Raw genomic sequence first — 26,762 nt, 5'->3', positions numbered from 1 at the left:
GGGACCTGAAATGCGGCCCAGATCACAGATCGCGTAGGTTCGCGAAGCATGGCTAACGAGAATGCAAACGCTGTCCCCGAGCCCAAGGATGCGTCGACCGTCATCTTGGTGCGCGATGCCGAATCCGGGATCGAGATCTTCCTTCTTCAACGAGTACAGGGGATGGCGTTTGCCGGGGGCATGACGGTATTCCCCGGCGGCGGCGTCGACAAGTCCGATGCGACGGCCGAGGTCGAGTGGGCCGGACCGTCGGTCGAATGGTGGGCCGAGCGGTTCAGCACGGATGTGGCTCGAGCGAAGGCTCTCGTCTTGGCTGCGGTGCGGGAAACTTTCGAGGAGTGCGGCGTCCTACTCGCCGGACCGACCGCGGACACCGTCGTCGCGGACACGGCCGGCTACGCACAGGAGCGAGTAGCTCTCGAAAAGCACGAGCTGTCGTTCAGCGATTTCCTGAAGAAGGAGAACCTGGTCCTGCGAACGGATCTGCTGCGGCCGTGGGCGAACTGGATCACGCCGGTGGGCGAGACCCGCCGCTACGACACGCGCTTCTTCGTCGCAGCGTCACCGACCGGACAGATCGCGGACGGCGTCACCTCCGAGGCCGCCGAGGTTCGTTGGCAGAGCCCGCAAGACGCGCTGGCGCACTGGCGGGAGGGTGGCAGCATCCTGTTGCCGCCGACGTGGAGTCAGCTGACCGAATTGGCCAAGTTCAGTTCGGTGGCGGAGATACTCGCAGCCGAGCCGGAGATTCCCGTCATCCTGCCTACGTTGATCACCGACGAGGAAACGCTGCGCGTCGAGTTCCCGAACCAGGATGGTTACTACGTCGCCGGGCCGCATCCGTGGTCGGTCAAGGCGGCAAAGTAACCTCTCGACCATGGCTGAATTTGTGACTCTCGAGGTTTCCGAAGGCATCGGCACCATCCGTCTGGCGCGTCCGCCCATGAACGCTCTGAACCGTCAGGTTCAGGACGAGTTGGCTGCTGCCGCACACGCTGCGACCGTCGACAAGGCAGTCAAGGCCGTCATCGTCTACGGCGGCGAGAAAGTCTTCGCAGCAGGTGCCGACGTCAAGGAAATGGCCGAGATGGACTACGGCCAGATCCGTGACGCGATCGGCGGCATGCAGGCAGGACTCGGCGCCGTGGCGTCCATCCCGAAGCCGACCGTTGCCGCGATCACCGGATACGCACTCGGTGGTGGACTCGAAGTTGCACTCTCGGCCGATCGCCGGATCGTCGGAGATAACGCCAAGCTCGGAGTTCCGGAGATTCTGCTCGGAATCATTCCCGGTGGCGGCGGAACGCAGCGCCTGGCTCGCCTGATCGGTCCGGCCAAGGCCAAGGATTTGGTCTTCACCGGCCGTTTCGTCGGGGCTGACGAGGCGTTGGCCATCGGTTTGGTCGACGAGGTCGTCGCTCCCGACGACGTGTACGCCGCGGCCCGGACATGGGCCTCGCAGTTCGTCGGGGGAGCGTCACGTGCGTTGGCTGCTGCCAAGGCGGCCATCGACGAGGGTCTGAACACCGACCTGGAATCCGGGCTCAAGATCGAGCAGCATCTGTTCGCCGGATTGTTCGCGACCAAGGATCAGGCGATCGGCATGGAGTCGTTCATCGCCAACGGTCCGGGCAAGGCCGAGTTCACGGGCGAGTAGGCTCCCCTAAACTAGAACTTGTTCATCTCTTACCAGCGAGTAGGATAGCCGCCATGACAGCCAGCCCGAATGACGACGCAACCGTCACGCCGCCCGCCGCTACCGACACCTCGGTAGTCGACCCCGCGCCGCGGCCGCACGCCACGGCCGAAGAGGTCGAGGCCGCTCGTAAGGACACCAAGCTCGCCCAGGTGCTCTACCACGACTGGGAAGCCGAAACCTACGACGACAAGTGGTCCATCTCGTACGACGAGCGCTGCATCGACTACGCACGTGGTCGTTTCGACGCCGTCGCGGGCGATCAGCCGCTCCCGTACGAGCGCGCGCTCGAACTCGGTTGCGGCACCGGATTCTTCCTCCTGAACCTGATGCAGGGTGGAGTCGCCAAGACCGGTTCGGTCACCGACCTCTCGCCCGGCATGGTCAAGGTCGCACTGCGCAATGCCGAAAGCCTCGGCCTTCCGGTCGACGGCCGTGTCGCCGATGCCGAGACCATTCCGTACGAGGACAACACCTTCGACCTGGTGGTCGGCCACGCCGTGCTGCACCACATTCCGGACGTCGAGAAGTCGCTGCGTGAGGTCCTTCGTGTCCTCAAGCCCGGCGGACGTTTCGTCTTCGCCGGTGAGCCCACCACTGTCGGCAACTTCTACGCTCGCTGGCTCGGCCGCGCGACGTGGGAAGCAACCACGCGCGTGACCAAGCTGCCGTTCCTCGCAGACTGGCGTCGCCCGCAAGAGGAACTCGACGAGTCTTCTCGTGCAGCAGCTCTCGAGGCTGTCGTCGACATCCACACGTTCGACCCCACGGACCTCGAGAACATGGCGAAGTCCGCCGGCGCCGATCAGGTCCACGCTGCCACCGAGGAATTCGCCGCGGCGCTGCTCGGCTGGCCGGTCCGTACCTTCGAGGCGGCTGTTCCGCCGGAGAAGCTCGGTTGGGGCTGGGGGCGTTTCGCTTTCGGTGGTTGGAAGACGCTCAGCTGGGTCGACGAGAAGGTGCTCCGCCACGTCGTTCCTCGCGGATTCTTCTACAACGTCATGATCACCGGCGTGAAGCCCGGCAACTGAATTGGGTTATGACTTCACCCTCGGCGACGTCGACTATCTCGGAAGTGATTCCGGCGTAGCTGCCTTGGCCGAGGTGGATCAGCTCGAACTGTCCACGCGTACGCGTCTGGCCGACATCGGCCGGGCGCGTACGCGTTTCGGTGATCATATGCCTGCGCTCGTGGACACCGTCCTGCTTCGACGAAAGGCCGCTACGAAACTGCCCGGCAGTGATCAGTGGTTGTTCACGGACGACGCGATGCAACAAGCCACTCCCGGCGTTGTCGCGGCCCACCGCGCGCAGCGTCTGATCGGGCGCGACGTCCACGACGTGACGTGCTCCATCGGCGCCGAACTGCATGCCTTGACCGGAGTTGCGCATCGCGTGATCGGCAGCGACATCGATTCCGTTCGCCTGGCGATGGCACAGCGCAATGTGCCGAGCGCAGCGTTGCTGCGGGCCGACGCGCTCCGCCCGACGACACGCGACACCGTCGTACTGGCAGACCCCGCACGGCGATCGGGCGGTCGCCGCACTCACGATCCGGCAGCGTTGATGCCACCTCTACCGGACCTCATAGAGGCGTACTCCGGCCGTGATCTCGCGGTGAAGTGTGCTCCCGGACTCGATTTCGACAATCTGGGCTGGGACGGGGAAGTCGAGGTCGTCTCGCTCGACGGCGGCGTCAAGGAAGCCTGCCTGTGGTCGACGGGGCTGGCCGAGTCCGGCGTCACGCGCCGAGCTTCGGTGCTTCGCTCCGACGGGAGCGGGTGGGCGATCACCGACGCCGAGGACGACGTGATTCCGGAGCAAGCGCCGGGGGAGTGGATCATCGACCCGGACGGAGCGGTAGTGCGCGCGGGCCTCGTGCGCCACTACGCGGCCAGACACGGCCTCTGGCAGCTCGATCCACGCATCGCTTATCTGACCGGTGACAGCGTCCCTGAGGGAGTTCGCGGATTCCGGATCCTCGAGCAGATCAAGTACTCCGAGAAACTGCTCAAACAGACACTGTCCAAGCGGGACTGCGGTGTGGCCGAAATCCTGGTGCGAGGAGTCGACGTGGACCCGGCAGTGCTGCGTCCACGGCTCAAGCTCAAGGGCTCGCTTGCGCTGAGCGTCGTGATCGTACGGATCGGGCGATCGGCGTCGGCCTTCATCTGTGAGGCATCCCGCTAGCTCACTTGAAGACGAACAGCTCACCGATTGCGCTGGGCGTCAACACTTCGCCCTTGGGGCCGATCGAGGTGCCGACGGTGAAGCCGACCGCGCCAGGCAACGTGTCCTGATCCACCGTCTCACCGGTTTCGGTGTCGAAGGTGATCAGGCTCAGTCCGTTCTCACCCTCGCGTACGACGGTGTATCCGGTGTTGCCGGCGGTCTGCGCCGGAACACCCAGCTGCAGAAGGTCCTTACGCTCCCAGACCAGTTCGGCATGATCTCCCTCGTCGCGCACGGCAAGGAGATGCCCCTTGTCGCCGCCGGCGGGAATGATCAAACCGTCGTCGGACGTCGAGGCACTACCGGCCGAGTTGAAGCCGATGTCGTAACTCCACCTGGTGTCACCGGTTTCGGCGTTCACTGCCCAGAGAGATCCGTTGTTGTCGGTGGCGTAGACGGTCTTGCCGTCCTTCGACAGGTCCGGGCTCGACGCCGTTCCACCGGGAAGCGCGTCGGTGGACCACTCGCGGGTGATGGACGGATTGTCGCCGCCCGTGTACTTCATGGCGACCAGATCGGCTGCCCGAGAACTGGGTCCGTAGAAGGTGAAGTAGAACTTGCCGGTGCCCAGGTCCACTGCCGGGGTATTGGCCACCGGGCAGCCGGACGTGCCGAGGAAGCACTCGCTCAAACCCTTGTTGTCGGGAATGAGTTCTGCATTCGCGCCCTGGTCGATCGACGGCGGCGGGATCAGGTCGAACGACGGAACCACTTTTGCGCCGGTCTGCGGGTTGAGCACGTTGATCTGACCCAATTGGGTGATGAACAACAGGTTTCCGTCGCCGGTGAACTGTGACGAGAGAGGAGTGCCCACAACGAGCGTGCGCCAACGCAATTGACCAGTCTCGGTGAAGGACATCATCGCGCCGCTCTCGCCGACGTAGACATTGGTGGCAGTGTCGACGATGGGCGTCGAGGCGACTACTCCGTCGTTGAGTCGAGCGCACCACTTCTTGCGACCCGAATCCATCTGGAACGAGAAGAGATTGCAGCCGTTCTCGGTGCGGGCGGTGACGAAGCTCTGGCCGTTCGCGGCCACCGAGGCGTACGCGGCAACCGGACCGCCGAGAGGGCGTGACCATGCGAACTCGACATCGCGTGATCCGGTGACCGGGCTCGTGTCGCTGTTGCGGGCGTCGGCATGCATGGCCGGCCAACCCGCCGACGCGTACCGGTCCACCCGTCCGTCGTCGCTGCCGCAACCGGCGATCAGGGCCGCAGCGATCGCCGTCGACACCATCACGGACGACCGTAGGACCCGCCGCATCACAATCTCCCTGCCTTCACTTGATCAAGAGCCCTCGGTAACTGCACAAGCCCGGACCAGAGACTATCCCGACCGGGGCAACGTGACGGGGCACACCCCGAGGGTCGGTGAGTCGGCCCCACGTAGGCTGAACACTCATGACGAGCATGTGGGGCGCACCGTTGCGCACTCGATGGCGGGGATCACGCCGAGGCGACAGCGATCAGGCCAAGTTCTTGACGGTCGATTCCCTCAAATGGGTTCTGGCGAACAAGGCGTACACACCCTGGTATCTGGTGCGGTACTACCGTCTCGCCAAGTTCAAGATGGCCAACCCGCACGTGATCCTGCGCGGCATGGTGTTCCTCGGCAAGAACGTCGAAATCCATTCCACCCCCGACCTGTCCCGCCTCGAGATCGGGCGCTGGGTGCACATCGGTGACGGCAACGCGATCCGCTGCCACGAAGGCTCGCTGCGCATCGGCGACAAGGTCGTCTTCGGCAAGGACAACGTCGTCAACACGTACCTCGACATCGAAATCGGTGCGTCGACGCTCGTAGCCGACTGGTGCTACATCTGCGACTTCGACCACCGCATGGACGACATCAACACACCGATCAAGGACCAGGGCATCGTCAAGGGCCCCGTCCGTATCGGCCCGGACACGTGGGTGGCAGCGAAGGTCACCGTGCTGCGAAATACCCGCGTCGGACGCGGTTGTGTCCTCGGTGCGCACGCCGTCGTCAAGGGAGACATCCCGGACTACAGCATCGCGGTCGGCTCGCCCGCGAAGGCGGTCAAGAACCGCAAGTCCGATTGGGAAGCCGGCGCTGCCGATCGTGCAAAGTACATCGCGGCGCTCGAGGACATCGCACGCAAGAAGGCTGCTGCGGACGCTGCCGACGCGTCGTCGACGTCGTAGCTCACTTTTTGGCAGAACCAGCGATTACTTTCGGCGCCGCAACCGGTCTGTATCGGTATCGGCGCCGAAAGTCTGCGCCGGTGAAAGGAGTGCCGACATGAGCGAACAGACACCCGAATGGGTCGTGGCGCAGCGCCGCGAACTGGTGGGATTTCTCGAAGGCCTGAGCACGGAGCAGTGGAACGCGCCGACCCTGTGCGAGGGGTGGCGGGTCCGCGAAGTGATCGCGCACATCACCATGCCCTACCGATACTCGGCGCCGCGATTCGTCGTGGAAATGGTCAAGTCACGCGGAAACTTCAACAGGATGTCGAACCGGCGAGCGCTCGCCGATGCGTCGGAAGTCGGTGAGCGACAACTGCTTGCCTCGCTTCGCGACAACGTTGCACACCCGTGGAAGCCACCAGGCGGCGGCTTCGAGGGTGCGCTCTCGCACGACGTGATCCACGGTCAGGACATTCGCGTGGCACTCGGCGACGATTACGTGGTGCCCGAAGACCGGCTCACTCGTGTGCTCAGCGGACTCTCGCCCAAAACCCTGAAGTATTTCGGAACTGACCTCGACGGCGCTCGGCTGCGCGCCGACGACCGAGACTGGACGTACGGTGCCGGCGCCGAGGTTCACGGGGCGGCGCAGGATCTCCTGCTCGTGCTGTGCGGCCGGATGCTGCCACCAGGCCATCTGCTCGGGGATGCGAGTTCTCGTTTCACCGCGCCACTCCCGACCCCCTGAGATCAGCACAAAGCGAGCTCAGCGACCGGGCAGCGGACGCTCGGGGATCTGCGGACGGGCCAACGGCTGTCGCACCCGACGCTTCGCGCCCGCGTAGACGTGAGCGGTCTCCTCGGCGACCTGATGCCAGTCGAAGTCCGATGTCAGGCGTGCGCGGGCGGCCACTGCCCGTTCCTGTGCCCCGGCGGGATCGTCGAGTACCTCGCGGACAGCCGAGGTGAGCCCGGCGATGTCGCCCGGTTGGAAGGACATCCCCGTCACCCCGTCGACGACGGCTTCGCCCAGTCCGCCTGCGGTGGACGTGATCAGCGGAGTGCCGGCCGCCGCCGCTTCGAGGGCGATGATCCCGAACGGCTCGTAGCGCGACGGCAGGACGATGGCGTCCGCTCCGTGCAGCCAGCTGAGCAGTTCCGTGTGATCGAGGTTGCCGAGAAAGTCCACCGCCCGCGCGACGCGATGCGTGCGTGCCTGTTGGTAGAGCCAGGTGAACTGGGTGCCTTCGCCCGCGATCGCGAGGGTCGTGCCGGGGTGGCTACGACGGATTCGGGGGAGTGCTGCGATGGCGTCCTGCACGCCCTTCTCGTATTCCAGGCGGCCGACGAAGAGGAGTTTCGGTGGTCCGGATCGCGGTCCACGTTCGCGAAAGTTCCACGTGGTCACGTCGATTCCGTTGCGGATGACGGTGATCGGCGGCAGCGTCGGGCCGTAGAGCTCGGTCACTTCTTCCTGCATGGACGCCGAACAAGTTATGAGAGAGTCGGATTCGTTTGCCAGCCACCACTCGACGGAGTGGACCTGGCGGTTGATGCGTCCGGAGATCCAGCCGCTGTGGCGACCCGCCTCGGTGGCGTGAAGTGTGGAAACCAGTGGGACGTCATAGAATTCGGCCAGGGCGATCGCCGGATGTGCGACCAGCCAGTCGTGCGCGTGCACGACGTCGGGCTGCCAGCCCTCGCCCACTCCTGGCTTGTGCAGCGCCATCCCGGCACGGACCATCGCGTGACCCATCGCGAGGGTCCACGCGAGCATGTCCTCGCCGAAGACGAAGTGCGCGGGGTCCTCGGCCACTGCGACGACAAGGACGCCCTCGGAAATGTGCGTGATCGTCGGGTGCGTCGACGCATCCGTTCCGGAGGGGCGACGCGAGAGAACAACGACCTCGTGGCCTGCAGCCGCCAACTCGGTGGCGAGATGGTGGACGTGTCGGCCGAGGCCGCCGACGACGACCGGTGGGTACTCCCACGAGACGATGAGAATTTTCACGACGGACTCAGTTCTGTGTCAGGTAGACGGCGAGCATCCAGTCCCGGGAACAACCCGTCGGCGCGATTCCAGCCTTCGGCGAGTCGCTCGGCGACGGCATCGCGGCCGGAAACGAGCGCTTCGGAGATTTCCCTGGTCGCGTGGGCGTGCTTGTGTGCGCGTTCGCGGGCGTACCCCGCGGCCGAATCCTTGCTCACCATGAATGCCCAATCGCTCGAAACTGTCATCAGTGTCTCGCGAAGTACCTGATCGTTGACCCGGTTTCGCAGTTCCGGTCGTCCGGGTGCGTTGTCGCGTCCGCGAGACTTGTCCACGGTGCCGAGCGCGGTCTCCACCACTTCGGAGTTCAGTTGCACCAGGTCGGACACCTGATCGCCAGCCCAGACACGCCAGTCCTTACCCGATCCCCAGGACGAATCCTCGAGTTGAACGGGTTCGCCGACGTATCCCGATGCCTTGGCGTCGGCGAGGGTGCCGACGCGAATTCCGGCCTCGGGAAGCGCGCGCAGGAGATTTTCGAGCCACTGCGGACCTTCGTGCCACCAGTGCCCGAACAGTTCGGTGTCGAAAGCTGCGACCACGAGGGCGTCGCGGCCGATGCGGGTGGATTCACTGCGCAGACGCGCCCGAACGGTTTCGACGAAGTCGGCAACATGCTTGTCGACGGCGGCCGCAGCGAGTTCGGGGTCGTACGGCAACTTGTCGGCGGAGTCGACGGTCCGTCCGGTGACCCGCGACGGCTTGAGACCCGTCTCGTGGTCGTAGGTGTGGAAGTCGCGGTAGGCGGCGTGACCCGGATATCCGGACTTGGGGGACCAGACGCGGTAGCTGACCTGCAGGTCGCGGCCGAATGCGACCACGTCGGATTCTCGAACCGGGCGGCCGAGGGATGTGTCGCCGCGCAAGGCGGGGCCGTCGACCATGAAGTGGGTGACGCCCGCTTCGGCGTACCCGCGCTCCATGCCCGGGGTGTACCCGCACTCGGGTCCCCAGATCCCGGTCGGAGTGTGATTCCACCGGGCATGCGCGTCGGCGAGACCTTCGCGGAGGGAGAACGCCCGCAAGCGAGGATCGAGCAGCGGTTGGAACGGGTGGGCCAGCGGCCCGCCGAGAAGCTCGAAGGCCTCGCGATCGATGAGGTCGCGGAACACCGGTGAGGCGCCGTGCTGCCAGTGAGTCTCGAAATCTGCGAGAGCGGCAGCTGACGCCCGGTGCTCGCGCGCGCCGAGTTCGCGGTGCGCCGCGTCCGGCATGCCGGCAGCCTCGTGGGCGCGGATCTGCCAGTTGCCGAGCCAGTGATGCATCCCGGCGAGGCAGTGGGGATCGTCCAACTGGGCCGCGAGTACGGGCGTGATTCCCAGCGTCAGCAGGTGCGATCGGCCCTCGTCGGCCAGGCGTCGTAGCGCGGCGGCGAGCGGAATGTACGACGCAGCCCAGGACTGGTAGATCCATTCCTCGCCGACTGGCCATCTGCCGTGGTTGGCGAGCCACGGCAGATGGGAGTGCAGAACCAGGGCGAACATCCCCGGTTCGGTGACGGGTGTTGCGTTACTCACTCGCCGGTTTCCTTCACGGCAATAGCGACGAGGTCGAGGCTGTCGTCGATGTCGGGTTCGCTGATGCTGAAGTCGTCGACGGTGATGCCTTCGACGTCGCGGGTGAGATCTTCCGGCCAGGGCTCACCGGCCAACGCGCGGTCGATCTGCGCGTTGATGAACGATCCGCCGTGCTTGGCGTCGAGTTCCTTCAGGCGCGAACCGTGGTGGACGCCGGTCATCAACTGAACGCGGAATCCGGCGTCTTCGAGCAATTCGGTCATTTCGGAGGCGTTGAGCTCACGAGTGTGGAAAGGGTTGAGCGGCGTGTCGCGGCCGGGGGAGAAGGTGATCCGGTTGGGGGTGCTGATGAGAAGTTCACCGCCGGGAGCGAGAACTCGGAAGCATTCGCGTAGGAACTGACCCTGATCCCACAGGTGCTCGATCACCTGGAAATTGACGACGACGTCAACCGAGTTGTCCGCCAGTGGAAGCTCGGCGAGGTTGCCGTGGAGCATCTCGACGCGGGGGTAGCGGGCACGGACGTGCTCGACCGCGGAGATGTCGTAGTCGAGGCCGGTAACCTTTGTTGCGACGTCCGCAATCATGTTGGCGCCGTAGCCTTCTCCAGAACCGGCCTCGAGGACTCGGCGGTCCGTGCAGCGCTCCAGAAGTGCGCGGTACACCACTTCGTGGCGTCGGAACCAGTAGTTCTCCTCGGGGATTCCTGGCACGGTTCGTTCGCCCGTCAAGGGCAGGGGTGCGTCCTCGTGGTTGCTGACACTCGTTTCACTCACCCGTGCGAGATTAGTGCCATCCGAGTAGAACGTGTTCGCCGTGGTCCAGATCACTGCTGTCAATTCCTGTTCGTGCCGTTATGGTGGACGAGGTTCCACGTTAAGTTACCCACCGGTAACTTAACGTGGGGTAATCTAACGCACAGCCGACGTGAACCGAGAAATTCGCCCGTAGGGAGACCTGTCGGACTCTCTTTTCGGACGCTCGGACTGCGCGAGCACCACAGACGATTTATCAGGTGAATTACACACAGGAGGTCGACGAAGACCCATGACGAATATCGTTGTTTTGATCAAGCAGGTCCCCGACACATGGTCCGAGCGCAAGCTGACCGACGGCGACTACACGCTTGACCGTGAAGCCGCCGACGCAGTCCTCGACGAGATCAACGAGCGCTCCGTCGAAGAAGCACTCCTCATCAAGGAAGCTCAGGGCGGTGAGGTAACGGTGCTGTCCGCAGGTCCCGACCGCGCCACCGACGCTATCCGCAAGGCTCTCTCGATGGGCGCCGACAAGGCCGTCCACATCAACGACCCGGCACTGCACGGCTCCGACGCGATCCAGACCGCATGGACGCTCGCTGCTGCTCTCGGCCAGATCACCTTCGAGAACGACGAGCCTGCCGACCTGATCATCGCCGGCAACGAGGCCACCGACGGCCGCGTCGGCGCTGTTCCGGCCATCATCGCCGAGTACCTGGGCATCCCGCAGCTCACGCAGCTGCGCAAGGTCGTCGTCGCCGACGGCAAGATCACCGGTGAGCGCGAGACCGACGAGGGCGTCTTCGGCCTCGAGGCTTCGCTGCCCGCGATCGTCTCGGTCACCGAGAAGATCAACGAGCCGCGCTTCCCGTCCTTCAAGGGCATCATGGCCGCGAAGAAGAAGGAAGTTCTCGTCTACACGCTGGCCGACCTCGGAGTCGACCCGGAGACCGTCGGAGTTGCCAACGCTGGCACCACCGTGACGTCCTCCACCCCCAAGCCCCCCCGTACCGCTGGTGAGCGCATCGTCGACGAGGGAGACGGTGGCACCAAGATTGCCGCGTACCTCGTCAGCAACAAGGTCATCTGATCGCGCCCTTCTAGACATCCAGCAGAAGAACTCAGGGAGAGTTAAGTCATGGCAGAAGTACTTGTGCTCGTAGAGCACGCAGAGGGTGCGCTGAAGAAGGTCAGCACCGAACTCATCACCGCTGCACGCGCACTCGGTGAGCCGTCGGCAGTTGTCGCCGGCCCCGCGGGCACCGCAGCAAAGCTCGCCGACGCTCTGGCAGCAGCCGGCGCCGAGAAGATCTACGTCGCCGAGTCCGACGACATCGACGGCTACCTCGTCACCCCCAAGGTCGACGTTCTCGCCGCTCTGGTCGAGTCCACCAGCCCGGCAGCAGTCATCACCGCAGCCGGCACCGAGGGCAAAGAGGTTGCCGGTCGTCTGGCCGCACGTCTGGGCTCCGGATTGCTGACCGACGTCATCGAGATCAAGGCTGACGGCACCGGCGTCCACTCCATCTTCGGTGGCGCGTTCACCGTCGAGGCCAAGGCCAACGGCGACGTTCCGGTCTACTCGGTTCGTCCGGGCGCAGTCGAGGCTGCTCTGCAGGCCGGCGCAGGCGAGCAGATCACCGTCAAGGTTCCGGCCCAGGACGAGAGTGCCGTCAAGGTCACCTCGCGTGAGCCCATCGTCGGCGGCGACCGCCCGGAGCTCACCGAGGCGTCGGTTGTCGTCTCCGGTGGACGTGGTGTCGGCAGCGCGGACAAGTTCTCCGTCGTCGAAGAGCTGGCCGACTCCCTCGGCGCTGCAGTCGGTGCTTCGCGTGCCGCTGTGGACTCGGGTTACTACCCCGGACAGTTCCAGGTCGGTCAGACCGGTAAGACGGTCTCCCCGCAGCTGTACATCGCGCTCGGCATTTCCGGTGCCATCCAGCACCGTGCCGGCATGCAGACGTCCAAGACCATCGTCGCGGTCAACAAGGACGAAGAGGCACCCATCTTCGAGATCGCCGACTTCGGCATCGTGGGCGACCTGTTCAACGTCGCACCGCAGCTCACCGAAGCTGTGAAGTCCCACAAGGGCTGAAAAGCACAAACTGCTGTGCGCCTTTATCAACCCCCCGCGGTTGATAAAGGCGCACAGTGCTTTATTCACCCGGCCTGCATCGGCATGTCACTTCGTCGATACCGAGACGCCGTTCGCGCTCGATAAACCTTGCGCATGACAATTACGTCAGTCCTTCGCTCCGCGAGTGACAATCTCGGCCGTGAGGTCGCCCAGCCGAGATATTCCCTGATCGTCTCCTCCGACCGCGAGCATCGTGTCGCTGCGCAGCGCCTTCGATTCCGAGTGTTCGCCTCCGAGCCAGGCTTCTCCCTCCCGGCCTCGGCCGGGGTCTTCGAACTCGACGCCGACGCCTTCGACGAATTCTGTGATCATCTACTCGTTCGTGACAACATCACCGAGGAGTACGTCGGCTGCTACCGAATGCTGCCGCCGGATTCCGCTGCGGCGGCCGGTGGGTATTACACCGCAACGGAATTCGACATCTCCGCGCTCGATCCGGTGGTGAACCGGATCGTCGAAATGGGTCGCGCGTGCGTCGATCCCGCTCACCGCACCGGATCCGTCCTGAGCCTGATGTGGTCGGGCATCCTGCACTATCTCGAATTGACCGGATACGAGTGGGTGATGGGCTGCGTCTCCGTGCCCGTCTTGCCGAGCCCCGATTCAATTGCCGGCGCCGATGTCCGCGGCGTCCGTGACTTCGTGATGAACAAGCACGCCAGTCCGGGGTCGCGGCGGGTGATCCCACGAAACCCGGTGGTCCTCGGGGGTCTGACGCTCGACGAGATCGCCGCACCGGAACGCGTGACGATGCCACCGTTGCTCCGTGGTTACTTGCGGATGGGCGCGATGATCTGCGGGGAACCTGCTCACGATCCCGAGTTCGGTGTGGCCGATTTTGTTGCGCTGCAAGGCCTTCACTCCGCCAACAAGCGGTACCTCGAACGGCTGCGATCGGCGGCCGCCGCACACGAGTCGGGGATCGGCTGATGACCGCGGCGGTGCCGTACTGGGTGCCGACGAGCCCCTGCGGCGACGGGTGCCTACCCGCGGACGCACCCGGTGTGTCGAGTATCACCGTGATGGCCCGCGGGGTCATGGTCGGTGCCGCACTGTTGACTGCGCCTGTGCTTTCGGCCGGCTGGCTCCTCCCGCGCACCTGGCGTACTGAGATGCAACGCGGATACTCGCGCGCGTTGCTTCGTTGTCTGGGGATGAAGCTGACGGTCGACGACCAGCGGTTGGGGCGCGCGGAACCTGACGGGGTCATGGTTGTCGCCGGTCACGTGTCCTGGACCGACGTCCTCGTCGCGAGCGCCGTTGCTCCGGCCAACTTCGTCGCCCGCGCCGACCTGCTCGACTGGGCAGTGCTCGGCGGTCTCGCGCGCCGGATGCGCGTCGTCCCCATCGACCGCGCTCGCCTGCGTGAACTCCCCGGAACCGTCGACGTCGTTCGCGAACGCCTGCAGCGAGGTGTCCGGGTGATGGTGTTCCCCGAGGGAACGACCTGGTGTGGGCGGGCGTACGGCGGTTTTCGTCCGGCGATGTTCCAAGCAGCCGTCGACGCCGAATGCCCGGTTCAGCCGATGGCGATCCGCTACGAGAACGCCGACGGTTCCCTGTGCACCGGACCCTGCTTTGTCGGCACCGAAACGATCGGTCAGTCCATCCGTCGGATCCTGCGTCAGAAGAACGTCGAGGTGAAGGTCAGGCTGGCTCCGCTCGAGGAGGCAGGGGAGTGTCGAGCCGATCTCGCGCAGCGATGCGAGAGAGCCGTACGCGGCGTCGACATCATCGATCTGGCAGCTCACGACATCTTCGACCCCGCACCGGAACTCGTGACACAAGCCGTGGGACAAATCGATCCTTCCCCGGCGATGAGCGCTTAGCCTGCTGAGCGAGGCTGGTCGAACTCTCGTGCTGGGCTATCCTTGTCAAGCCATGACTCTGCCTGCACACAGTGCCCACGCCGGATTTCCGGTGTACCTCGATCATGCCGCCACGACTCCGATGTCGGCAGCCGCTATCGAGGCGATGACCGATACCTTCAAAACCGTGGGCAACGCGTCCTCGCTGCACGGCTCCGGCCGTGCGGCCCGGCGCCGCGTCGAGGAATCGCGCGAATCGATCGCCGCCAGCTTGGGTGCGCGGCCGTCGGAGGTCATCTTCACCTCCGGAGGCACCGAGAGCGACAATCTCGCGGTCAAGGGCATCTACTGGGCTCGCCGTGACGCAGACCCGCGACGCACTCGCATCCTGGCCAGCTCCGTCGAGCATCATGCTGTGCTCGACGCCGTCGAGTGGCTCGAGCAGCACGAGGGCGCGCGCGTGACGTGGTTGCCGGTCGACGAGAACGGTGTCGTCGATCCGCAGACCTTGCGTGACGAGCTTTCCGTCCACGCCGACGAGGTAGCACTCGTGACGGTGATGTGGGCCAACAACGAGGTCGGCTCGATCATGCCGATCGTGGAGTTGGCGGAGATTTCGGCTGAGTTCGAGATTCCGATGCACAGCGACGCGGTTCAGGCAGTTGCACAATTGCCGGTCGATTTCGCGGCGAGCAAATTGTCCGCGCTGAGCATCGCGGCGCACAAGTTCGGTGGTCCGCACGGCGTCGGCGCACTGCTGCTCGGACGCCAGGTTCCGTGTGTGCCGCTCCTTCACGGCGGCGGACACGAACGTGATCTGCGTTCGGGCACTCCGGATACTGCGGGCGTTGTCGGGATGGCTGCGGCGCTGCGCGCAAACGTCGAGAACTTCGATTCCAGCACAAGGGAATTGGCGCAGTTGCGTGACCGTTTGATCGACGGAGTCCTGGAGATTCTTCCCGAGTCGGTGCTCAACGGCCCGACCGGATCCGATCGGCTTCCCGGTAACGCGCACTTCACCTTCCCCGGCTGCGAGGGCGATTCGTTGCTGATGCTGCTCGACGCCGCCGGTATCGAATGTTCCACCGGTTCGGCCTGCACCGCCGGTGTGGCCAGAGCCAGCCATGTCTTGATCGCGATGGGCGTCGAATCGCCCGTCGCGCGTGGCTCACTGAGATTTTCGCTCGGACATACGTCGAGTGTCACCGATGTGGACGCGCTCATCGCTGCGCTTCCACAAGTAGTAGAGCGCGCTCGGGCCGCCGGTCTTGCCGGTGCCGGTTCGCGTGGAGGGGATCGCTGATGCGAGTACTCGCAGCCATGAGCGGAGGTGTCGACTCCGCTGTCGCCGCCGCCCGCGCTGTCGCCGCCGGACACGACGTCGTCGGCGTTCATCTTGCTTTGTCCACGGCGCCGGGCGCATTGCGGACGGGTTCGCGTGGATGCTGCTCGAAGGAAGATGCCGGCGACGCCAGGCGCGCCGCCGACGTTCTCGGAATACCCTTCTACGTCTGGGATTTCGCCGATCGCTTCAAGGAAGACGTGATCGACGACTTCGTGGCGTCGTACGCAGCGGGTGAGACCCCCAATCCGTGCCTGCGCTGCAACGAGAAGATCAAGTTCACCGCACTCGCCGACCGTGCAGTCGCTCTCGGCTTCGACGCCGTGGCGACCGGTCACTACGCGCGCCTCGAAGACGGCGTCCTGCGCCGGGCGGTCGACGCTGACAAGGACCAGTCGTATGTCCTCGGTGTGCTGACGGCTGAGCAGCTTTCGCGAGCGATGTTCCCGATCGGTGACACACCGAAAGAACAGATCCGCGAGGAAGCCGCCGAGCGCGGTCTGGCTGTGGCGAACAAGCCTGACAGTCACGACATCTGCTTCATCCCGACCGGCGACACACGAGCATTCCTGGGTGCGCGCATCGGCGTTCGTCCGGGAAGCGTCGTCGACGCCGATTCGGGTGAAGTCCTCGCTGCACACGACGGCGTACACGGCTTCACGATCGGACAGCGCAAGGGTCTCGGCGTCGAAGGTCCGGCGGGTGACGGCCGTCCGCGGTACGTGACCGCGATCGAGCCCGAAACCGGAACGGTCCGAGTGGGTTCGGCCAAGAATCTCGAGGTCTGGGCCATCTCGGCGCAGCGTGCGATCTGGACCTCGGGCCAGGCGCCGGAGGGCCCCGTCGAATGCATGGTGCAGGTTCGTGCGCACGGTGGACTGGCGCAGGCCGTTGCGGAGGCCGTCGACGACGGTACTTCAAGCGGCGGTATCTCGATCTCGTTGCGCGAACCACTGACCGGCGTCGCAAAGGGACAGGCCGTCGTGTTGTATCGCCCCGACCGCGAACTGGGTGACCAGGTCCTCGGCAGTGGCACCATCTCGGGTACCGAATCCGAGCCGAACACACTGTGACGCAGCAGGTTTCCATCGGTGGTCTCGTCACCGGAATCGGATCCTGGCCGGGCACGGATGCCCGCGAAAGTGCCGCAACCATCCTCGGCGAGCTGGGTGGTTTCCCGCATCTGGTGGAGTTGCCGAGCCGCGGACTCGGCGCTGACATGGTCGGCCGGGCGGGGGCAATTCTGGTCGATATCAACCTCGACGCCTCGACCCGTGCCTATCGAGTCGTGCCTCGGAGGGGCAATGTCGCGAAGCGAGCCGAGGACTTTCTGAATCAGGATCTCGACGCGCTCGAGGAAGCCTGGGAGTCAGCGCGCTTGGTCGGCGAAGACCACGTCGTCAAGCTCCAAGTCGCCGGCCCGCTGACACTCGGCGCCGAGATCGAAGTCGCAAACGGTTCGCGAGTTCTCGTCGACCGCGGTGCGCTCCGCGACGTCGCAGAATCACTCGGTGAGGGTCTCGCGCGTCATGCGGCCGAGGTCACTCGCCGCACCGGCGCCGCAGTGGTGATTCAGTTGGACGAGCCGCAGATCGCGGCAGTTCTGGCCGGTTCGCTGCCTGGGCGCACCAAGATGGAGAGCGTTCCGGCACTGCCGGAACCCGAGGCACTCGCCGTACTCGACTCGACGATCAGCGGTTGCGGACTGCCCACAATCGTCCACAGTTGCGGCACAGACATGCCGTGGGATCTACTGAGGCGAAGCCAGGCGTTCGGCGTGAGCTTCGACATGTCGCTCATCGGCTCACGCGATCTGGACGGTATCGGCCAGTTGTTCGACGCCGGCAAGGAATTGGCGCTCGGTCTGGTTCCGTCCGTGGAGCCGGAAAAGCCGGTGACGTGGAAAGAGTGTGCGATGCCCGCCGTCACACTGGTAGATCGTCTCGGCTTCTCTCGTGAACTCCTGCAGACCCAGGTCGCGGTCACTCCGCGTTGCGGTCTTTCGGGTGCGAACCTCGACTGGGCTCGTGCCGCCCTTCGGCTGTGTACAGACGTCGGCAAGGCATTGGTGGACGATCCGTCGGCGTTCTAGTGTGTGCGTTCCGATGTGGAGTCGTGTGGTGTGTCGGTGTGAACCGATAATCTTCTAGCTGTGACTGAAACCGCGGATGCAATGCAGCCAGCGCCCAACGAGGCGCGCGAGCAGTGGACGGAGCTGGCCGAAGAGGTACGCCAGCATCAGTTCCGCTACTACGTTCGTGATGCGCCCGTCATTTCGGACGGTGCATTCGACACATTGCTCGGGCAGCTCAATGCTCTCGAAGAGCAGTACCCGGATCTGCGAACTCCCGACTCTCCGACGCAACTCGTCGGTGGCGGATTCGCGACGGACTTCACGTCCGTCGACCACCTCGAGCGGATGCTCAGCCTCGACAACGTCTTCGACGAGTCGGAGCTCCGAGCATGGATCGCCAAGGTAGAGCAGGAAACCGGGCCGGAACTGCACTATCTCTGTGAAGTGAAAATCGATGGTGTCGCCCTCAATCTCGTCTACGAGAACGGCAAACTCGTTCGTGCCGCAACCCGCGGTGACGGTCGTACGGGCGAGCTGGTCACGCTCAACGCTCTGACGATCAACGACATCCCGGAGCGCCTTACCGCCACGGACGAGTACCCGATTCCGAGCCTGCTCGAGGTGCGTGGCGAGGTGTTCTTCCGCCTCGAGGACTTCGCAGCACTCAATGCCTCCCTGGTGGAGGAGGGGAAGGCGCCGTTCGCCAATCCGCGCAACTCCGCGGCGGGCTCCCTGCGTCAGAAGAATCCTGCCGTCACCGCGCGTCGCCGCCTCGGAATGATCTGCCACGGGTTCGGGCGCATGGAAGGTTTCGAGCCGGCCTCGCAGTACGACGCCTACGTGGCCCTCGCCGCCTGGGGTCTGCCGGTGTCCACGCACACCTCACGGGTGGTCGGCGCCGACGCCGTGGTCGAGAAGATGAAGTACTGGGGAGAGCACCGCCACGACGTCGAGCACGAGATCGACGGATTGGTGGTCAAGGTAGACGAGATGTCGTTACATCGACGTCTGGGCACCACGTCGCGCGCACCACGGTGGGCGATCGCGTACAAGTACCCGCCGGAAGAGGTCACGACCAAGCTCCTCGACATCCGGGTCAGTGTCGGACGTACGGGTCGTGTGACGCCGTTCGCGTACATGGAACCCGTCACGGTGGCGGGTTCCACTGTGTCCTTGGCCACGCTGCACAACGGCTCGGAGGTCAAGCGCAAGGGTGTGCTGATCGGCGACACCGTGGTGTTGCGCAAGGCCGGAGACGTCATCCCCGAGGTTCTCGGTCCCGTGGCAGACGTTCGTGACGGTACCGAGCGCGAGTTCGTCATGCCGACGCATTGTCCCGAGTGCGGCACGTTGTTGGCACCCGCGAAAGAGGGCGACGTCGACGTGCGATGCCCCAATCAGCAGTACTGCCCGGCGCAGTTGCGCGAGCGCGTGTTCCACGTCTCGGGGCGCGGTGCATTCGACATCGAGGTGCTCGGTTACGAGGCCGCGACCGGGCTGTTGGAGGCGAAGGTCATCGGCGACGAGGGCGATCTTTTCTCACTCGACGCCGAGAAACTGATCGAAGTTCCGATCTTCCGCACCAATGCGGGATCCCTGTCCGCCAACGGAAAACGCTTGCTGGCCAACCTGGATTCGGCCAAGGACAAGCCGCTGTGGAGAGTGCTTGTGGCACTGTCGATTCGGCACGTCGGCCCCACTGCCGCGAGGGCGTTGGCCGGCGAATTCGGCTCGCTGCAACGCATTCGGGAAGCCTCGGTCGACGAGTTGGCTGCAGTCGACGGCGTCGGATCGACTATCGCCGCCGCCGTCGTGGAGTGGTTCTCCGTCGACTGGCACCAGCAGATCGTCGACAAGTGGGCGTCGGCCGGAGTACGCATGGAGGACGAACGCGACGATTCGATTCCGCGCAATCTCGAGGGCCTCTCGATCGTCGTCACCGGTTCGCTCGAGACCTACTCACGTGATCAGGCGAAGGAAGCGATTCTGGTGCGCGGCGGCAAGGCGGCAGGGTCGGTCTCGAAGAAGACTGCGTTTGTCGTCGTCGGTGAAGCACCCGGTTCCAAGCACGACAAGGCGGTCGAATTGGGTGTGCCGGTGCTCGACGAAGACGGCTTTCGGCGGTTGCTCGAAGATGGCCCGGATGCGGTCGCTCCCACCGATTTGGACGAACCAGAGTGACTTTGTCCGATTTCTGAGATTGGTGTGCTGGGTGCGATAGTGACGCCATGATCGAGATTCGTGAAGTTCTACCGGCTGAGTTCGAGACCGTCGGGGAGCTGACTGTGCAGTCGTACGTGGGTGGCGGATTTGTCGCCGGCGGATCGCCGTACGCGGAGCGCCTGCGAGACACCGCAACTCGGGTGGAGCAGGGCCGGGTGCTGGTTGCGGTTCTCGGTGACGAAGTCGTGGGCTCGTTGACGATCGCAGAACCCGGCACGCCCTTCGCGGATGTTGCGCAGAAGGGCGAACTCGAGTTCCGCATGCTCGCAGTCTCGCCGCAAGCTCGGGGATCGGGCGCCGGAACCGCATTGGTTCGCGCAGTGATCGCCGAAGCCTACGACCGCGGCGATCACTCGGTGGTCATCTCGACGCAGCCCGAGATGGTCGATGCCCGTCGTATCTACGACCGCAACGGTTTCGTCCCCGATCCCGAGCGGGCGTGGGAGCCGATTCGCGGTATGGAACTGACCGTCATGGTTCGCGGCCTGGCCTGATCAGCCAGCCTGGTCAACCCAGTACCGTCGCCACGATTCCTGCGAGGTAGCCGAGGCGGGCTATCTCCGAAGGGCGGAATTCGGGCCCACCGGGACGACCGAGCATGAGGACTCGATTGCCGGAGCCGAGAGGTGCGGCAGCGAGGCTGGTGTTCATGTCGCGCCATACGTCCGGAACCCAGTCGGCCTCGCCGTCGAGGGCGGTGGGCTTGTCCAGTGGCATCCACGGAATGTCGGTGGCGTGGGTTTCCGGCGCGCCGGCGCTACCGACGACGCGGTACGCACCGTGCTTGCCGATGTCCGCGACGACGCACCAGCCGACTCGCAGTACACGCGGCGCGCCGTCGACGAGGACCTGTAGTCGATCGTTTCGGGCCGTCGCAACGGAATCTATGAGTTCGAGCTCACGGTGAGTGTCGAGAATCCCGGCGTAGGGGCGGATCGAATCGACCAGCACGTCCGGTAGATGCTCGGCAGCGGTGATCAAGGTGTCGGGCAGCGCGCCCGGTTCGACGTCGACCACGAGGTCGTCGATGGCAAAACCGTCACCTCGTTCCACGACGTCGAGGGAGAGGATGTCTGCGCCCACGGATCCGAGAGCTACGGCGAGCGCGCCGAGGCTGCCTGGTCGATCGGGCAGTTGGACGCGAAGCAGGTACGACACGTGCGTGCCTTTCGCTGATCGGTTCTCGCCCGGATCACGTCGACCCGGGCCTGACTCATCTTTGCACTTGCCCAACCTGCGATGGTGGGCGCCGCGGCGGCGTCACGCCGGATGCACATGCTTGTCACACGAGCGAAACACACCGCGGGCATCCGGCGTGGCGATCGACACAGTGAGCGTGCTCGTCGTTCGATACAGCGGGCGTGCTTACAGGTCTGTCGCGGCGAGCAACTAGGCTGGACCGGCAATGTTCACGTCCTCTTCCGAAAGGGGCCCCGCGGTGCCTGCCATCTCCCGTGACGAGGTCGCGCACCTCGCGCGGCTGTCCAGACTCGCCCTGTCCGATGCCGAACTCGACGAGTTCGCCGGTCAGTTGGATTCGATTCTCAACCACGTCAAGGTGGTCACCGAGGTTGCGGCCGACGACGTCCCGCCCATGGCGAATCCCAATGCCGTCACCAACGTGACGCGCCCCGACGTGATCGTGCCCGGGTTGACCCCCGAGCAGGCATTGTCCGGAGCACCCGCAGTCGAACAGGATCGCTTTGCGGTTCCGCAGATCCTTGGAGAGGGCGAATGACCGATCTGACCACGCTGGACGCCGCTGAGCTGGCCGGCAAGATCCACTCGCGTGAGGTGTCCTCGGTAGAGGTCACGCAGGCGCATCTCGACCGCATCGCGGCCGTCGACACCGAGTACCACGCCTTCCTGCACGTTGCAGGCGAACAGGCTCTCGAAGCCGCCGCAGCAGTGGACAACTCGCTGGCGGGCGGAAACGAACCCGCTTCGGCACTCGCCGGCGTTCCGATCGCGCTGAAGGACATCTTCACCACGACGGACATGCCGACCACCTGTGCGTCGAAGATTCTCGAAGGCTGGGTCGCGCCGTACGACGCGACTCTGACCTCCAAGCTGCGCGCTGCCGGCATCCCGATCCTCGGCAAGACGAACCTCGACGAGTTCGCGATGGGCTCTTCGACCGAGAACTCGGCCTTCGGCCCGACGCGTAACCCGTGGGACGTCACCCGCATCCCCGGTGGCTCGGGCGGCGGTAGTGCAGCGGCGCTCGCGTCCCGTCAGGCCCCGCTGGCCATCGGCACTGACACCGGCGGTTCGATCCGTCAGCCCGCTGCGGTCACCGCAACGGTCGGCACCAAGCCGACGTACGGAACTGTCTCACGCTTCGGACTCGTCGCGTGCGCCTCCTCGCTCGATCAGGGCGGTCCCTGTGGCCGCACCGTGCTCGACACCGCTCTGCTGCACGAGGTCATCGCCGGGCACGATCCGCGTGACTCCACGTCCATCGACGCCCCCGTGCGTCCGGTGGTCGCTGCGGCACGTGAAGGTGCAGCCGGCGACCTGCGCGGCGTCAAAGTCGGTGTGGTCAAGGAACTTCACTCCGACAGCTACCAGCCAGGCGTCATCGCTTCCTTCGATGCTGCCGTCGAGCAGCTCAAGGCACTCGGTGCCGAGGTTGTCGAGGTCTCGTGCCCGAGCTTCGAGCACGCGCTCGCGTCGTACTATCTGGTGCTGCCCAGTGAGGTCTCGTCCAACCTGGCCCGCTTCGACGCGATGCGCTACGGACTGCGTGTCGACGACGGCAACATGAGTGCCGACCAGGTCATGGCGGCAACCCGCGCCGCCGGTTTCGGTCCGGAGGTCAAGCGCCGCATCATGATCGGTACCTACGCACTGTCCTCGGGCTACTACGACGCCTACTACGGTTCGGCGCTCAAGGTCCGTACGCTCATCGCGCGCGATTTCGACAAGGCCTACGAGAAGGTGGACGTACTGGTCTCGCCGACCAGCCCGTTCACGCCGTGGAAGTTGGGGGAGAAGGTCGGCGATCCGTTGGCCATGTACCTCTCGGACCTGTGCACGTTGCCGACCAACCTGGCCGGACACTGCGCGATGTCGGTGCCCTCGGGCCTGTCCGCGGACGACAACCTGCCGGTGGGCTTGCAGATCATGGCGCCCGCCATGGCTGACGAGCGCCTCTACCGTGTCGGTGCGGCCTACGAAGCAGCTCGCGGCCCGATCGCGACTGCAGTCTGACCTGTTTGCTGTGCGCCTTTATCAACCCCCCGCGGTTAATAAAGGCGCACAGCAGTTCAGGAGCAAGTTCTCAGGGCCGTCCCCTGATCGGTTCCGTAGCGATGGCCGTGACCGGCGGGGACACCGAGCGAACCGAGCATGTCGACGGTGGTCTGCAAGAACGTGACACCCGGGATCCACTGCGGGATCGGTGCATCTTGCACGGCACGGCTCAGATCCGGCTTCTGCGTCGCGAGGGCGGGGGACCACCACACCACCGGGTCAGACGTGTTCGCTAGGACGGTTGCGCCGTCCGTCCCTGTCGCGCCGGCCGGGGGACCTGCCCACAACACGTCGCACGGGACAATGGGACTGCCCTCGGACAGTGCGGCGCTGCCGCCGACGGCGCCGAGGCTCTGTCCGTAGAGGAACAGGTCCGGTCGATCCTCGGCGGGCATGGCGGCAATGTGGCTGCCGACGGCGGTGAACAGAGCGGTTGCCGATTCTTCGGCGTCGTCGCGGCTGAACAGGAATGTCGCCCAACTGGGTGCGTCGGAGTATTGCTGCCCGACTATTGCGACGTCGCCGCCGAACCGTTTCTCGATACCGTCGACTGCATGCGTGTCGATCCACCCCGATCCGGTCGGAACGGCCACTACGACGCTGTTGCGGGCAAAGCCGCCGACGCGATCGAGTTCGCTCACCGCGAGAGCGGCACGTGATGCAGTGTCGGGTGCCGAATCCAAACCGGCGTAGACACGCACCGAGTCTTCGCCTGCTGCGACGAATTTGCGTCCCTCCGCCCCCATCGACGTCCACGAGATGAGAGATTCGGGGCTGCCTGTCGCGGAGGCCGAAAGTGGCTGTGTCAGAGCAGTGTCGATGTACGCGTTGGACTTGTCGAACGAATCGGCGAGGCCGTTCCACACGACGGGACCGACTACCAACTGCACCCCGAGAACACCCATGACCAGTGCGCCGACGCTCCGCGCGAAACCCATCCACCGCAGCGCCTTCGAAATTCCGATCCCGATGCCCCAGAGACCAAGTGCGGTCAGTGCTGCAATGCAACCCGCCTCCGCCCAGTGGAGAAGTCCGGCAGACGGTGCGCCCATCGCCGCTCGCAACGAGTTCTGCCAACCGGCGGCGGCGAACATCGCAACTGCGGTGCCGGCAGTCGACAACCCGAACGCGGTGATGCGCCAATGACGTTCGTCGAATCGGGCCTTGACCCGGTCGGGGACGAGCCGACGGGCTACCGCGGAGAACGCCCACATCGCCAGTAGTCCGGCCGCGACGAGCAGACCGCTGAACACCCCTTGTAGTACGGCTGATCGCGGCAGGAGTCCGGGAGCCAGCGAGATGGCGGACATCGCTGCCACGGCGACGCTCGTGGACACGCGGGGGAGTGCGAGCGCCCCGACTCGGGCGAGGACGGGGGTCCGTGACGCATTCAGAACGCTCATGCTGCAATCGCTTTCGGGGAGTAGGAGAACTCGTTCGACGGGTCGAGGCGCCGCGATCGCATCAGGGTGAAGCCGAAGGCGGAGACTGCCAGAACACCGGCCGTGCCGTAACCGAATCCCGATTCCGCGACCGGCGTCAGATAGCTTTGGCGCCAGGAGTTTCCGTTCACAGCCGTGACGGCTACATCGGCCATCGCGAAGCAATACCCTCGTGAGAGAAAGGACGTGCGGTCTTCACACGCGGCATGCATTCGCTGGTCGAGCTGACCGTCGAGGACCTGACGTGCCCACGGCCCCAGTTCCGTTCCGTGCGAATGCGCGTAGCGGAGTAGGTCGTAGCCGAGATCGTGCGCTTTGCAGGCCGAGTCGAATTCGTCGGGAAGTGGGACCGGCGACGAGCAGTCGCCGTGGGGATTGGCGAGGTATCCGTCGACGACGGCGGGGGTGTAACCGGCGAATGCCGCAAAGTCCGCCGGGATGGTGGTCGCAGCGTCAGCGGCATCCGCAGTAGTCACGGTGGCGATCGCCCTGGATGCGTTCGAATTCTCGGTGCGCGGCGACTGGGCTCCGCTCGCTCCGGCAGTGACCGTGATCGCTGCCGTTGCAGCCAGCGTCAGGGCAGCCAAGGTGCCGGCGCTTCGAGAGATGTCTTTCACCCGTGTGATCCGCATGCCGTTCACGCTATGAACGGACAATCCTGGCGGTCATCGCTCTGTGGAGGGGTTCTCCGACGCGCATTCGGGTGAGAATTCCCTCCCCTGTGATACCTCGGAGGTAGGGGGATCTCACTCTGCAGTATGAGGACTTTCGGGGTTCGCCTTCATAGGCTTGACGAGTGATCAAGGTCCGTAGGAAGAACAAGGGTGCACCGGATGTGCCCGCGCCGACATACGCCACCGCCGGGTCGATGCTGTCCGGCCTCGACGGGGTGGTCGTTCATTCGGAGAAAGTGCGCCGGGCAACCAGTTTCGTGGCCCGCGGTCAGTTCTGGAACATCGTCATCGTAGCGATCACTCTGATCCTCTATTCGATTGCCTGGCCGACACTGCAACTGACGCATCATGTTTCGCCGCCGATCATGCCCTTCGTCGCCGCGTTGGCTGCATTTCCGTTCGTCCTGATCCGGATCAACGCTCCGTTGGGGTGGGCGGTGTCGGCGGTCTCGGCGCTGATCATCCCGTTGGTGTTCGACAACACTCCCGGTTACGACTACCCGTGGCAGGTCGTCCACATCATCGTGCTGATGTCGTTGCTGGCCGCAGTGAGTCTGCGGGCGCCCATGCAGGTTGTCGGTGTCGCCTGGATCGCCACGGTGCTGCTCTTTCTCGGCAACGCCCCTGGAAGCGACGGCGCCGGTTGGGCTGTCGGACTGAGTGCCCTGGTCGTCTTCTGCCTGTTGATCCGCTGGTTGGTTCTCTCACGCCGCCAGTTGGCCAAGCAGGAGGAAGTCAGCGAACTCGAACGCACTCGACGCACGATCCTCGAGGAGAAGGCGCGGATCGCCCGCGACTTGCACGACATCGTGGCCCACCACATGTCGATGGTGGTCGTGCAAGCTCAGAGTGCGCCGTACAGACTCGATGCAGTCACTCCGGAGATCCGAACCGAATTCGAATCGATAAGTGAGACAGGGCGAGCAGCGCTCAACGAGATTCGTGGTCTCCTCGGAGTGCTGCGCAGCGACGGGGACCCCATGGTGACAGCTCCGCAACCGGGCGTCGACCAGTTGGACGAACTGTTGCTCGGCAGTACTCGTGCCGGTTTGCCGGTGTCGTGGCGAGTCGACGGTGATCGAGCGTCGGTCTCGGAATCCACGGGCCTTGCGCTCTACCGGATCATTCAGGAGTCGATCACCAACGCGGCCAGGCATTCGCCAGGCGGACCCATCGAGGTCGCCGTGGCCTTCGGTCCGCAATCGGTGAGCGCGCTCGTGAACAACGGACCTTCGCCATTGGGTGGCAATCAGCACTCAACGTCGGAAACCACTGGTGGCAACGGAATCCGCGGAATGCGAGAGCGGGCTTCGGCGGTGGGCGGCATGCTGCTGGCAAACCGGCGACAGGACGGAGGGTTCGAGGTCCGGGCCGAGTTGCCGTCGATGCCCGCCTAGGCT

General features: G+C 64.8%; 25 protein-coding genes. 18 read left to right on the top strand and 7 right to left on the bottom strand.

The window, feature by feature from the left end; genetic code table 11:
• Nucleotides 1–48: 48 nt before the first annotated feature.
• The 4 genes from G4D79_RS22875 to G4D79_RS22860 are packed head-to-tail and all read left to right on the top strand — an operon-like array spanning nucleotide 49 to nucleotide 3,886.
• A complete protein-coding gene (locus tag G4D79_RS22875) occupies nucleotides 49–867 on the top strand; it encodes an NUDIX domain-containing protein (protein WP_214514416.1) in 819 nt (272 codons plus the stop codon).
• Between the two features lie 10 nt (nucleotides 868–877).
• Nucleotides 878–1,657, top strand: a complete 780-nt coding sequence (locus G4D79_RS22870; RefSeq protein WP_214514415.1) for an enoyl-CoA hydratase/isomerase family protein — start codon at nucleotides 878–880, stop codon at nucleotides 1,655–1,657.
• 53 nt (nucleotides 1,658–1,710) lie between these two features.
• Entirely contained in the window at nucleotides 1,711–2,727 is a 1,017-nt protein-coding gene (locus tag G4D79_RS22865) for a class I SAM-dependent methyltransferase (RefSeq protein WP_003944733.1), read from the top strand.
• A gap of 1 nt (nucleotide 2,728) precedes the next feature.
• On the top strand, nucleotides 2,729–3,886 hold the full coding sequence (locus G4D79_RS22860; RefSeq protein WP_060938654.1) for a hypothetical protein: 1,158 nt from the start codon (nucleotides 2,729–2,731) through the stop codon (nucleotides 3,884–3,886).
• Nucleotide 3,887: 1 nt separating this feature from the next.
• Here G4D79_RS22860 and G4D79_RS22855 read toward each other — a convergent pair whose 3' ends face one another.
• Nucleotides 3,888–5,195 (bottom strand): PQQ-binding-like beta-propeller repeat protein, encoded by a 1,308-nt coding sequence (locus tag G4D79_RS22855; protein WP_214514414.1) that lies wholly within the window; start codon nucleotides 5,193–5,195, stop codon nucleotides 3,888–3,890.
• Between the two features lie 137 nt (nucleotides 5,196–5,332).
• On the opposite strand from G4D79_RS22855, the gene G4D79_RS22850 reads away from it, so the two are divergent.
• Both G4D79_RS22850 and G4D79_RS22845 read left to right on the top strand, forming a co-directional pair.
• Entirely contained in the window at nucleotides 5,333–6,097 is a 765-nt protein-coding gene (locus G4D79_RS22850) for an acyltransferase (protein WP_003944741.1), read from the top strand.
• 97 nt (nucleotides 6,098–6,194) lie between these two features.
• On the top strand, nucleotides 6,195–6,830 hold the full coding sequence (locus G4D79_RS22845) for a maleylpyruvate isomerase family mycothiol-dependent enzyme (RefSeq protein WP_064112652.1): 636 nt from the start codon (nucleotides 6,195–6,197) through the stop codon (nucleotides 6,828–6,830).
• An 18-nt stretch (nucleotides 6,831–6,848) separates the two neighbouring features.
• Here G4D79_RS22845 and G4D79_RS22840 read toward each other — a convergent pair whose 3' ends face one another.
• The 3 genes from G4D79_RS22840 to G4D79_RS22830 are packed head-to-tail and all read right to left on the bottom strand — an operon-like array spanning nucleotide 6,849 to nucleotide 10,425.
• Complete coding sequence (locus G4D79_RS22840; RefSeq protein ID WP_003944732.1) at nucleotides 6,849–8,093, bottom strand: glycosyltransferase family 4 protein; 1,245 nt, start codon at nucleotides 8,091–8,093, stop codon at nucleotides 6,849–6,851.
• Nucleotides 8,090–9,616 (bottom strand): glycoside hydrolase family 57 protein, encoded by a 1,527-nt coding sequence (locus G4D79_RS22835; RefSeq protein WP_058038836.1) that lies wholly within the window; start codon nucleotides 9,614–9,616, stop codon nucleotides 8,090–8,092. The genes G4D79_RS22840 and G4D79_RS22835 overlap by 4 nt, the downstream gene beginning before the upstream one ends.
• A gap of 29 nt (nucleotides 9,617–9,645) precedes the next feature.
• Entirely contained in the window at nucleotides 9,646–10,425 is a 780-nt protein-coding gene (locus G4D79_RS22830; protein ID WP_042451468.1) for a bifunctional 2-polyprenyl-6-hydroxyphenol methylase/3-demethylubiquinol 3-O-methyltransferase UbiG, read from the bottom strand.
• Nucleotides 10,426–10,696: 271 nt separating this feature from the next.
• Between G4D79_RS22830 and G4D79_RS22825 the strand changes: the two genes are divergently transcribed.
• From G4D79_RS22825 to G4D79_RS22785, 9 genes are all read left to right on the top strand, one after another.
• Nucleotides 10,697–11,497: an electron transfer flavoprotein subunit beta/FixA family protein gene (locus G4D79_RS22825; protein WP_003944754.1), complete on the top strand. Its 801-nt coding sequence runs from the start codon at nucleotides 10,697–10,699 to the stop codon at nucleotides 11,495–11,497.
• Between the two features lie 48 nt (nucleotides 11,498–11,545).
• Nucleotides 11,546–12,502: an electron transfer flavoprotein subunit alpha/FixB family protein gene (locus G4D79_RS22820; RefSeq protein ID WP_214514413.1), complete on the top strand. Its 957-nt coding sequence runs from the start codon at nucleotides 11,546–11,548 to the stop codon at nucleotides 12,500–12,502.
• 135 nt (nucleotides 12,503–12,637) lie between these two features.
• Nucleotides 12,638–13,474: a GNAT family N-acetyltransferase gene (locus tag G4D79_RS22815; protein WP_214514412.1), complete on the top strand. Its 837-nt coding sequence runs from the start codon at nucleotides 12,638–12,640 to the stop codon at nucleotides 13,472–13,474.
• Nucleotides 13,474–14,373: a 1-acyl-sn-glycerol-3-phosphate acyltransferase gene (locus tag G4D79_RS22810; protein ID WP_007729400.1), complete on the top strand. Its 900-nt coding sequence runs from the start codon at nucleotides 13,474–13,476 to the stop codon at nucleotides 14,371–14,373. The genes G4D79_RS22815 and G4D79_RS22810 overlap by 1 nt, the downstream gene beginning before the upstream one ends.
• 52 nt (nucleotides 14,374–14,425) lie before the next feature.
• Nucleotides 14,426–15,655 (top strand): cysteine desulfurase family protein, encoded by a 1,230-nt coding sequence (locus G4D79_RS22805; RefSeq protein WP_019747909.1) that lies wholly within the window; start codon nucleotides 14,426–14,428, stop codon nucleotides 15,653–15,655.
• On the top strand, nucleotides 15,655–16,767 hold the full coding sequence (mnmA, locus tag G4D79_RS22800) for a tRNA 2-thiouridine(34) synthase MnmA (protein WP_065455554.1): 1,113 nt from the start codon (nucleotides 15,655–15,657) through the stop codon (nucleotides 16,765–16,767). The genes G4D79_RS22805 and mnmA overlap by 1 nt, the downstream gene beginning before the upstream one ends.
• Nucleotides 16,764–17,786 (top strand): methionine synthase, encoded by a 1,023-nt coding sequence (locus G4D79_RS22795; protein WP_054828364.1) that lies wholly within the window; start codon nucleotides 16,764–16,766, stop codon nucleotides 17,784–17,786. The genes mnmA and G4D79_RS22795 overlap by 4 nt, the downstream gene beginning before the upstream one ends.
• A gap of 81 nt (nucleotides 17,787–17,867) precedes the next feature.
• On the top strand, nucleotides 17,868–19,949 hold the full coding sequence (ligA, locus tag G4D79_RS22790; protein WP_007729389.1) for an NAD-dependent DNA ligase LigA: 2,082 nt from the start codon (nucleotides 17,868–17,870) through the stop codon (nucleotides 19,947–19,949).
• Between the two features lie 47 nt (nucleotides 19,950–19,996).
• Nucleotides 19,997–20,485, top strand: a complete 489-nt coding sequence (locus G4D79_RS22785; protein ID WP_003944764.1) for a GNAT family N-acetyltransferase — start codon at nucleotides 19,997–19,999, stop codon at nucleotides 20,483–20,485.
• 13 nt (nucleotides 20,486–20,498) lie between these two features.
• Here G4D79_RS22785 and G4D79_RS22780 read toward each other — a convergent pair whose 3' ends face one another.
• Entirely contained in the window at nucleotides 20,499–21,149 is a 651-nt protein-coding gene (locus G4D79_RS22780; RefSeq protein ID WP_003944719.1) for an amino acid-binding protein, read from the bottom strand.
• 280 nt (nucleotides 21,150–21,429) lie between these two features.
• Here G4D79_RS22780 and gatC point away from each other — a divergent pair, with 280 nt between their 5' ends.
• Nucleotides 21,430–21,729, top strand: a complete 300-nt coding sequence (gene gatC / locus G4D79_RS22775) for an Asp-tRNA(Asn)/Glu-tRNA(Gln) amidotransferase subunit GatC (protein WP_003944747.1) — start codon at nucleotides 21,430–21,432, stop codon at nucleotides 21,727–21,729.
• Nucleotides 21,726–23,204, top strand: coding sequence for an Asp-tRNA(Asn)/Glu-tRNA(Gln) amidotransferase subunit GatA (gatA, locus tag G4D79_RS22770; protein ID WP_007729384.1), 1,479 nt, complete (start codon nucleotides 21,726–21,728; stop codon nucleotides 23,202–23,204). Before gatC ends, gatA begins: the two co-directional genes overlap by 4 nt.
• Before the next feature lie 56 nt (nucleotides 23,205–23,260).
• On the opposite strand, the gene G4D79_RS22765 is transcribed toward gatA, so the two are convergent.
• Both G4D79_RS22765 and G4D79_RS22760 read right to left on the bottom strand, forming a co-directional pair.
• Nucleotides 23,261–24,649 carry an alpha/beta-hydrolase family protein gene (locus tag G4D79_RS22765; protein ID WP_214514411.1) on the bottom strand — a complete coding sequence of 463 codons (1,389 nt, stop codon included), beginning with the start codon at nucleotides 24,647–24,649 and terminating at the stop codon, nucleotides 23,261–23,263.
• Nucleotides 24,646–25,320 (bottom strand): hypothetical protein, encoded by a 675-nt coding sequence (locus tag G4D79_RS22760; protein ID WP_214514410.1) that lies wholly within the window; start codon nucleotides 25,318–25,320, stop codon nucleotides 24,646–24,648. The genes G4D79_RS22765 and G4D79_RS22760 overlap by 4 nt, the downstream gene beginning before the upstream one ends.
• A gap of 164 nt (nucleotides 25,321–25,484) precedes the next feature.
• Between G4D79_RS22760 and G4D79_RS22755 the strand changes: the two genes are divergently transcribed.
• Nucleotides 25,485–26,759 (top strand): histidine kinase, encoded by a 1,275-nt coding sequence (locus tag G4D79_RS22755; protein WP_214514409.1) that lies wholly within the window; start codon nucleotides 25,485–25,487, stop codon nucleotides 26,757–26,759.
• The last annotated feature ends 3 nt before the right edge of the window (nucleotides 26,760–26,762 follow it).

The organism is Rhodococcus sp. WY5 (assembly GCF_018588185.1).
GTDB lineage: Bacteria > Actinomycetota > Actinomycetes > Mycobacteriales > Mycobacteriaceae > Rhodococcus_F > Rhodococcus_F qingshengii.
Note: the sequence above shows the minus strand (reverse complement) of the source record. Positions and strands in the feature narration are given on the sequence as shown.

Coding starts and splice junctions, on each gene's coding strand:
- G4D79_RS22785 (WP_003944764.1), top strand. CDS start 19,997: ATGATCGAGATTCGTGAAGTTCTACCGGCTGAGTTCGAGACCGTCGGG.
- G4D79_RS22820 (WP_214514413.1), top strand. CDS start 11,546: ATGGCAGAAGTACTTGTGCTCGTAGAGCACGCAGAGGGTGCGCTGAAG.
- G4D79_RS22825 (WP_003944754.1), top strand. CDS start 10,697: ATGACGAATATCGTTGTTTTGATCAAGCAGGTCCCCGACACATGGTCC.
- G4D79_RS22875 (WP_214514416.1), top strand. CDS start 49: ATGGCTAACGAGAATGCAAACGCTGTCCCCGAGCCCAAGGATGCGTCG.
- G4D79_RS22805 (WP_019747909.1), top strand. CDS start 14,426: ATGACTCTGCCTGCACACAGTGCCCACGCCGGATTTCCGGTGTACCTC.
- G4D79_RS22870 (WP_214514415.1), top strand. CDS start 878: ATGGCTGAATTTGTGACTCTCGAGGTTTCCGAAGGCATCGGCACCATC.
- G4D79_RS22845 (WP_064112652.1), top strand. CDS start 6,195: ATGAGCGAACAGACACCCGAATGGGTCGTGGCGCAGCGCCGCGAACTG.
- G4D79_RS22855 (WP_214514414.1), bottom strand. CDS start 5,195: ATGCGGCGGGTCCTACGGTCGTCCGTGATGGTGTCGACGGCGATCGCT.
- ligA (WP_007729389.1), top strand. CDS start 17,868: ATGCAGCCAGCGCCCAACGAGGCGCGCGAGCAGTGGACGGAGCTGGCC.
- G4D79_RS22835 (WP_058038836.1), bottom strand. CDS start 9,616: ATGTTCGCCCTGGTTCTGCACTCCCATCTGCCGTGGCTCGCCAACCAC.
- G4D79_RS22760 (WP_214514410.1), bottom strand. CDS start 25,320: ATGCGGATCACACGGGTGAAAGACATCTCTCGAAGCGCCGGCACCTTG.
- G4D79_RS22865 (WP_003944733.1), top strand. CDS start 1,711: ATGACAGCCAGCCCGAATGACGACGCAACCGTCACGCCGCCCGCCGCT.
- G4D79_RS22765 (WP_214514411.1), bottom strand. CDS start 24,649: ATGAGCGTTCTGAATGCGTCACGGACCCCCGTCCTCGCCCGAGTCGGG.
- G4D79_RS22850 (WP_003944741.1), top strand. CDS start 5,333: ATGACGAGCATGTGGGGCGCACCGTTGCGCACTCGATGGCGGGGATCA.
- G4D79_RS22815 (WP_214514412.1), top strand. CDS start 12,638: ATGACAATTACGTCAGTCCTTCGCTCCGCGAGTGACAATCTCGGCCGT.
- mnmA (WP_065455554.1), top strand. CDS start 15,655: ATGCGAGTACTCGCAGCCATGAGCGGAGGTGTCGACTCCGCTGTCGCC.
- gatA (WP_007729384.1), top strand. CDS start 21,726: ATGACCGATCTGACCACGCTGGACGCCGCTGAGCTGGCCGGCAAGATC.
- G4D79_RS22810 (WP_007729400.1), top strand. CDS start 13,474: ATGACCGCGGCGGTGCCGTACTGGGTGCCGACGAGCCCCTGCGGCGAC.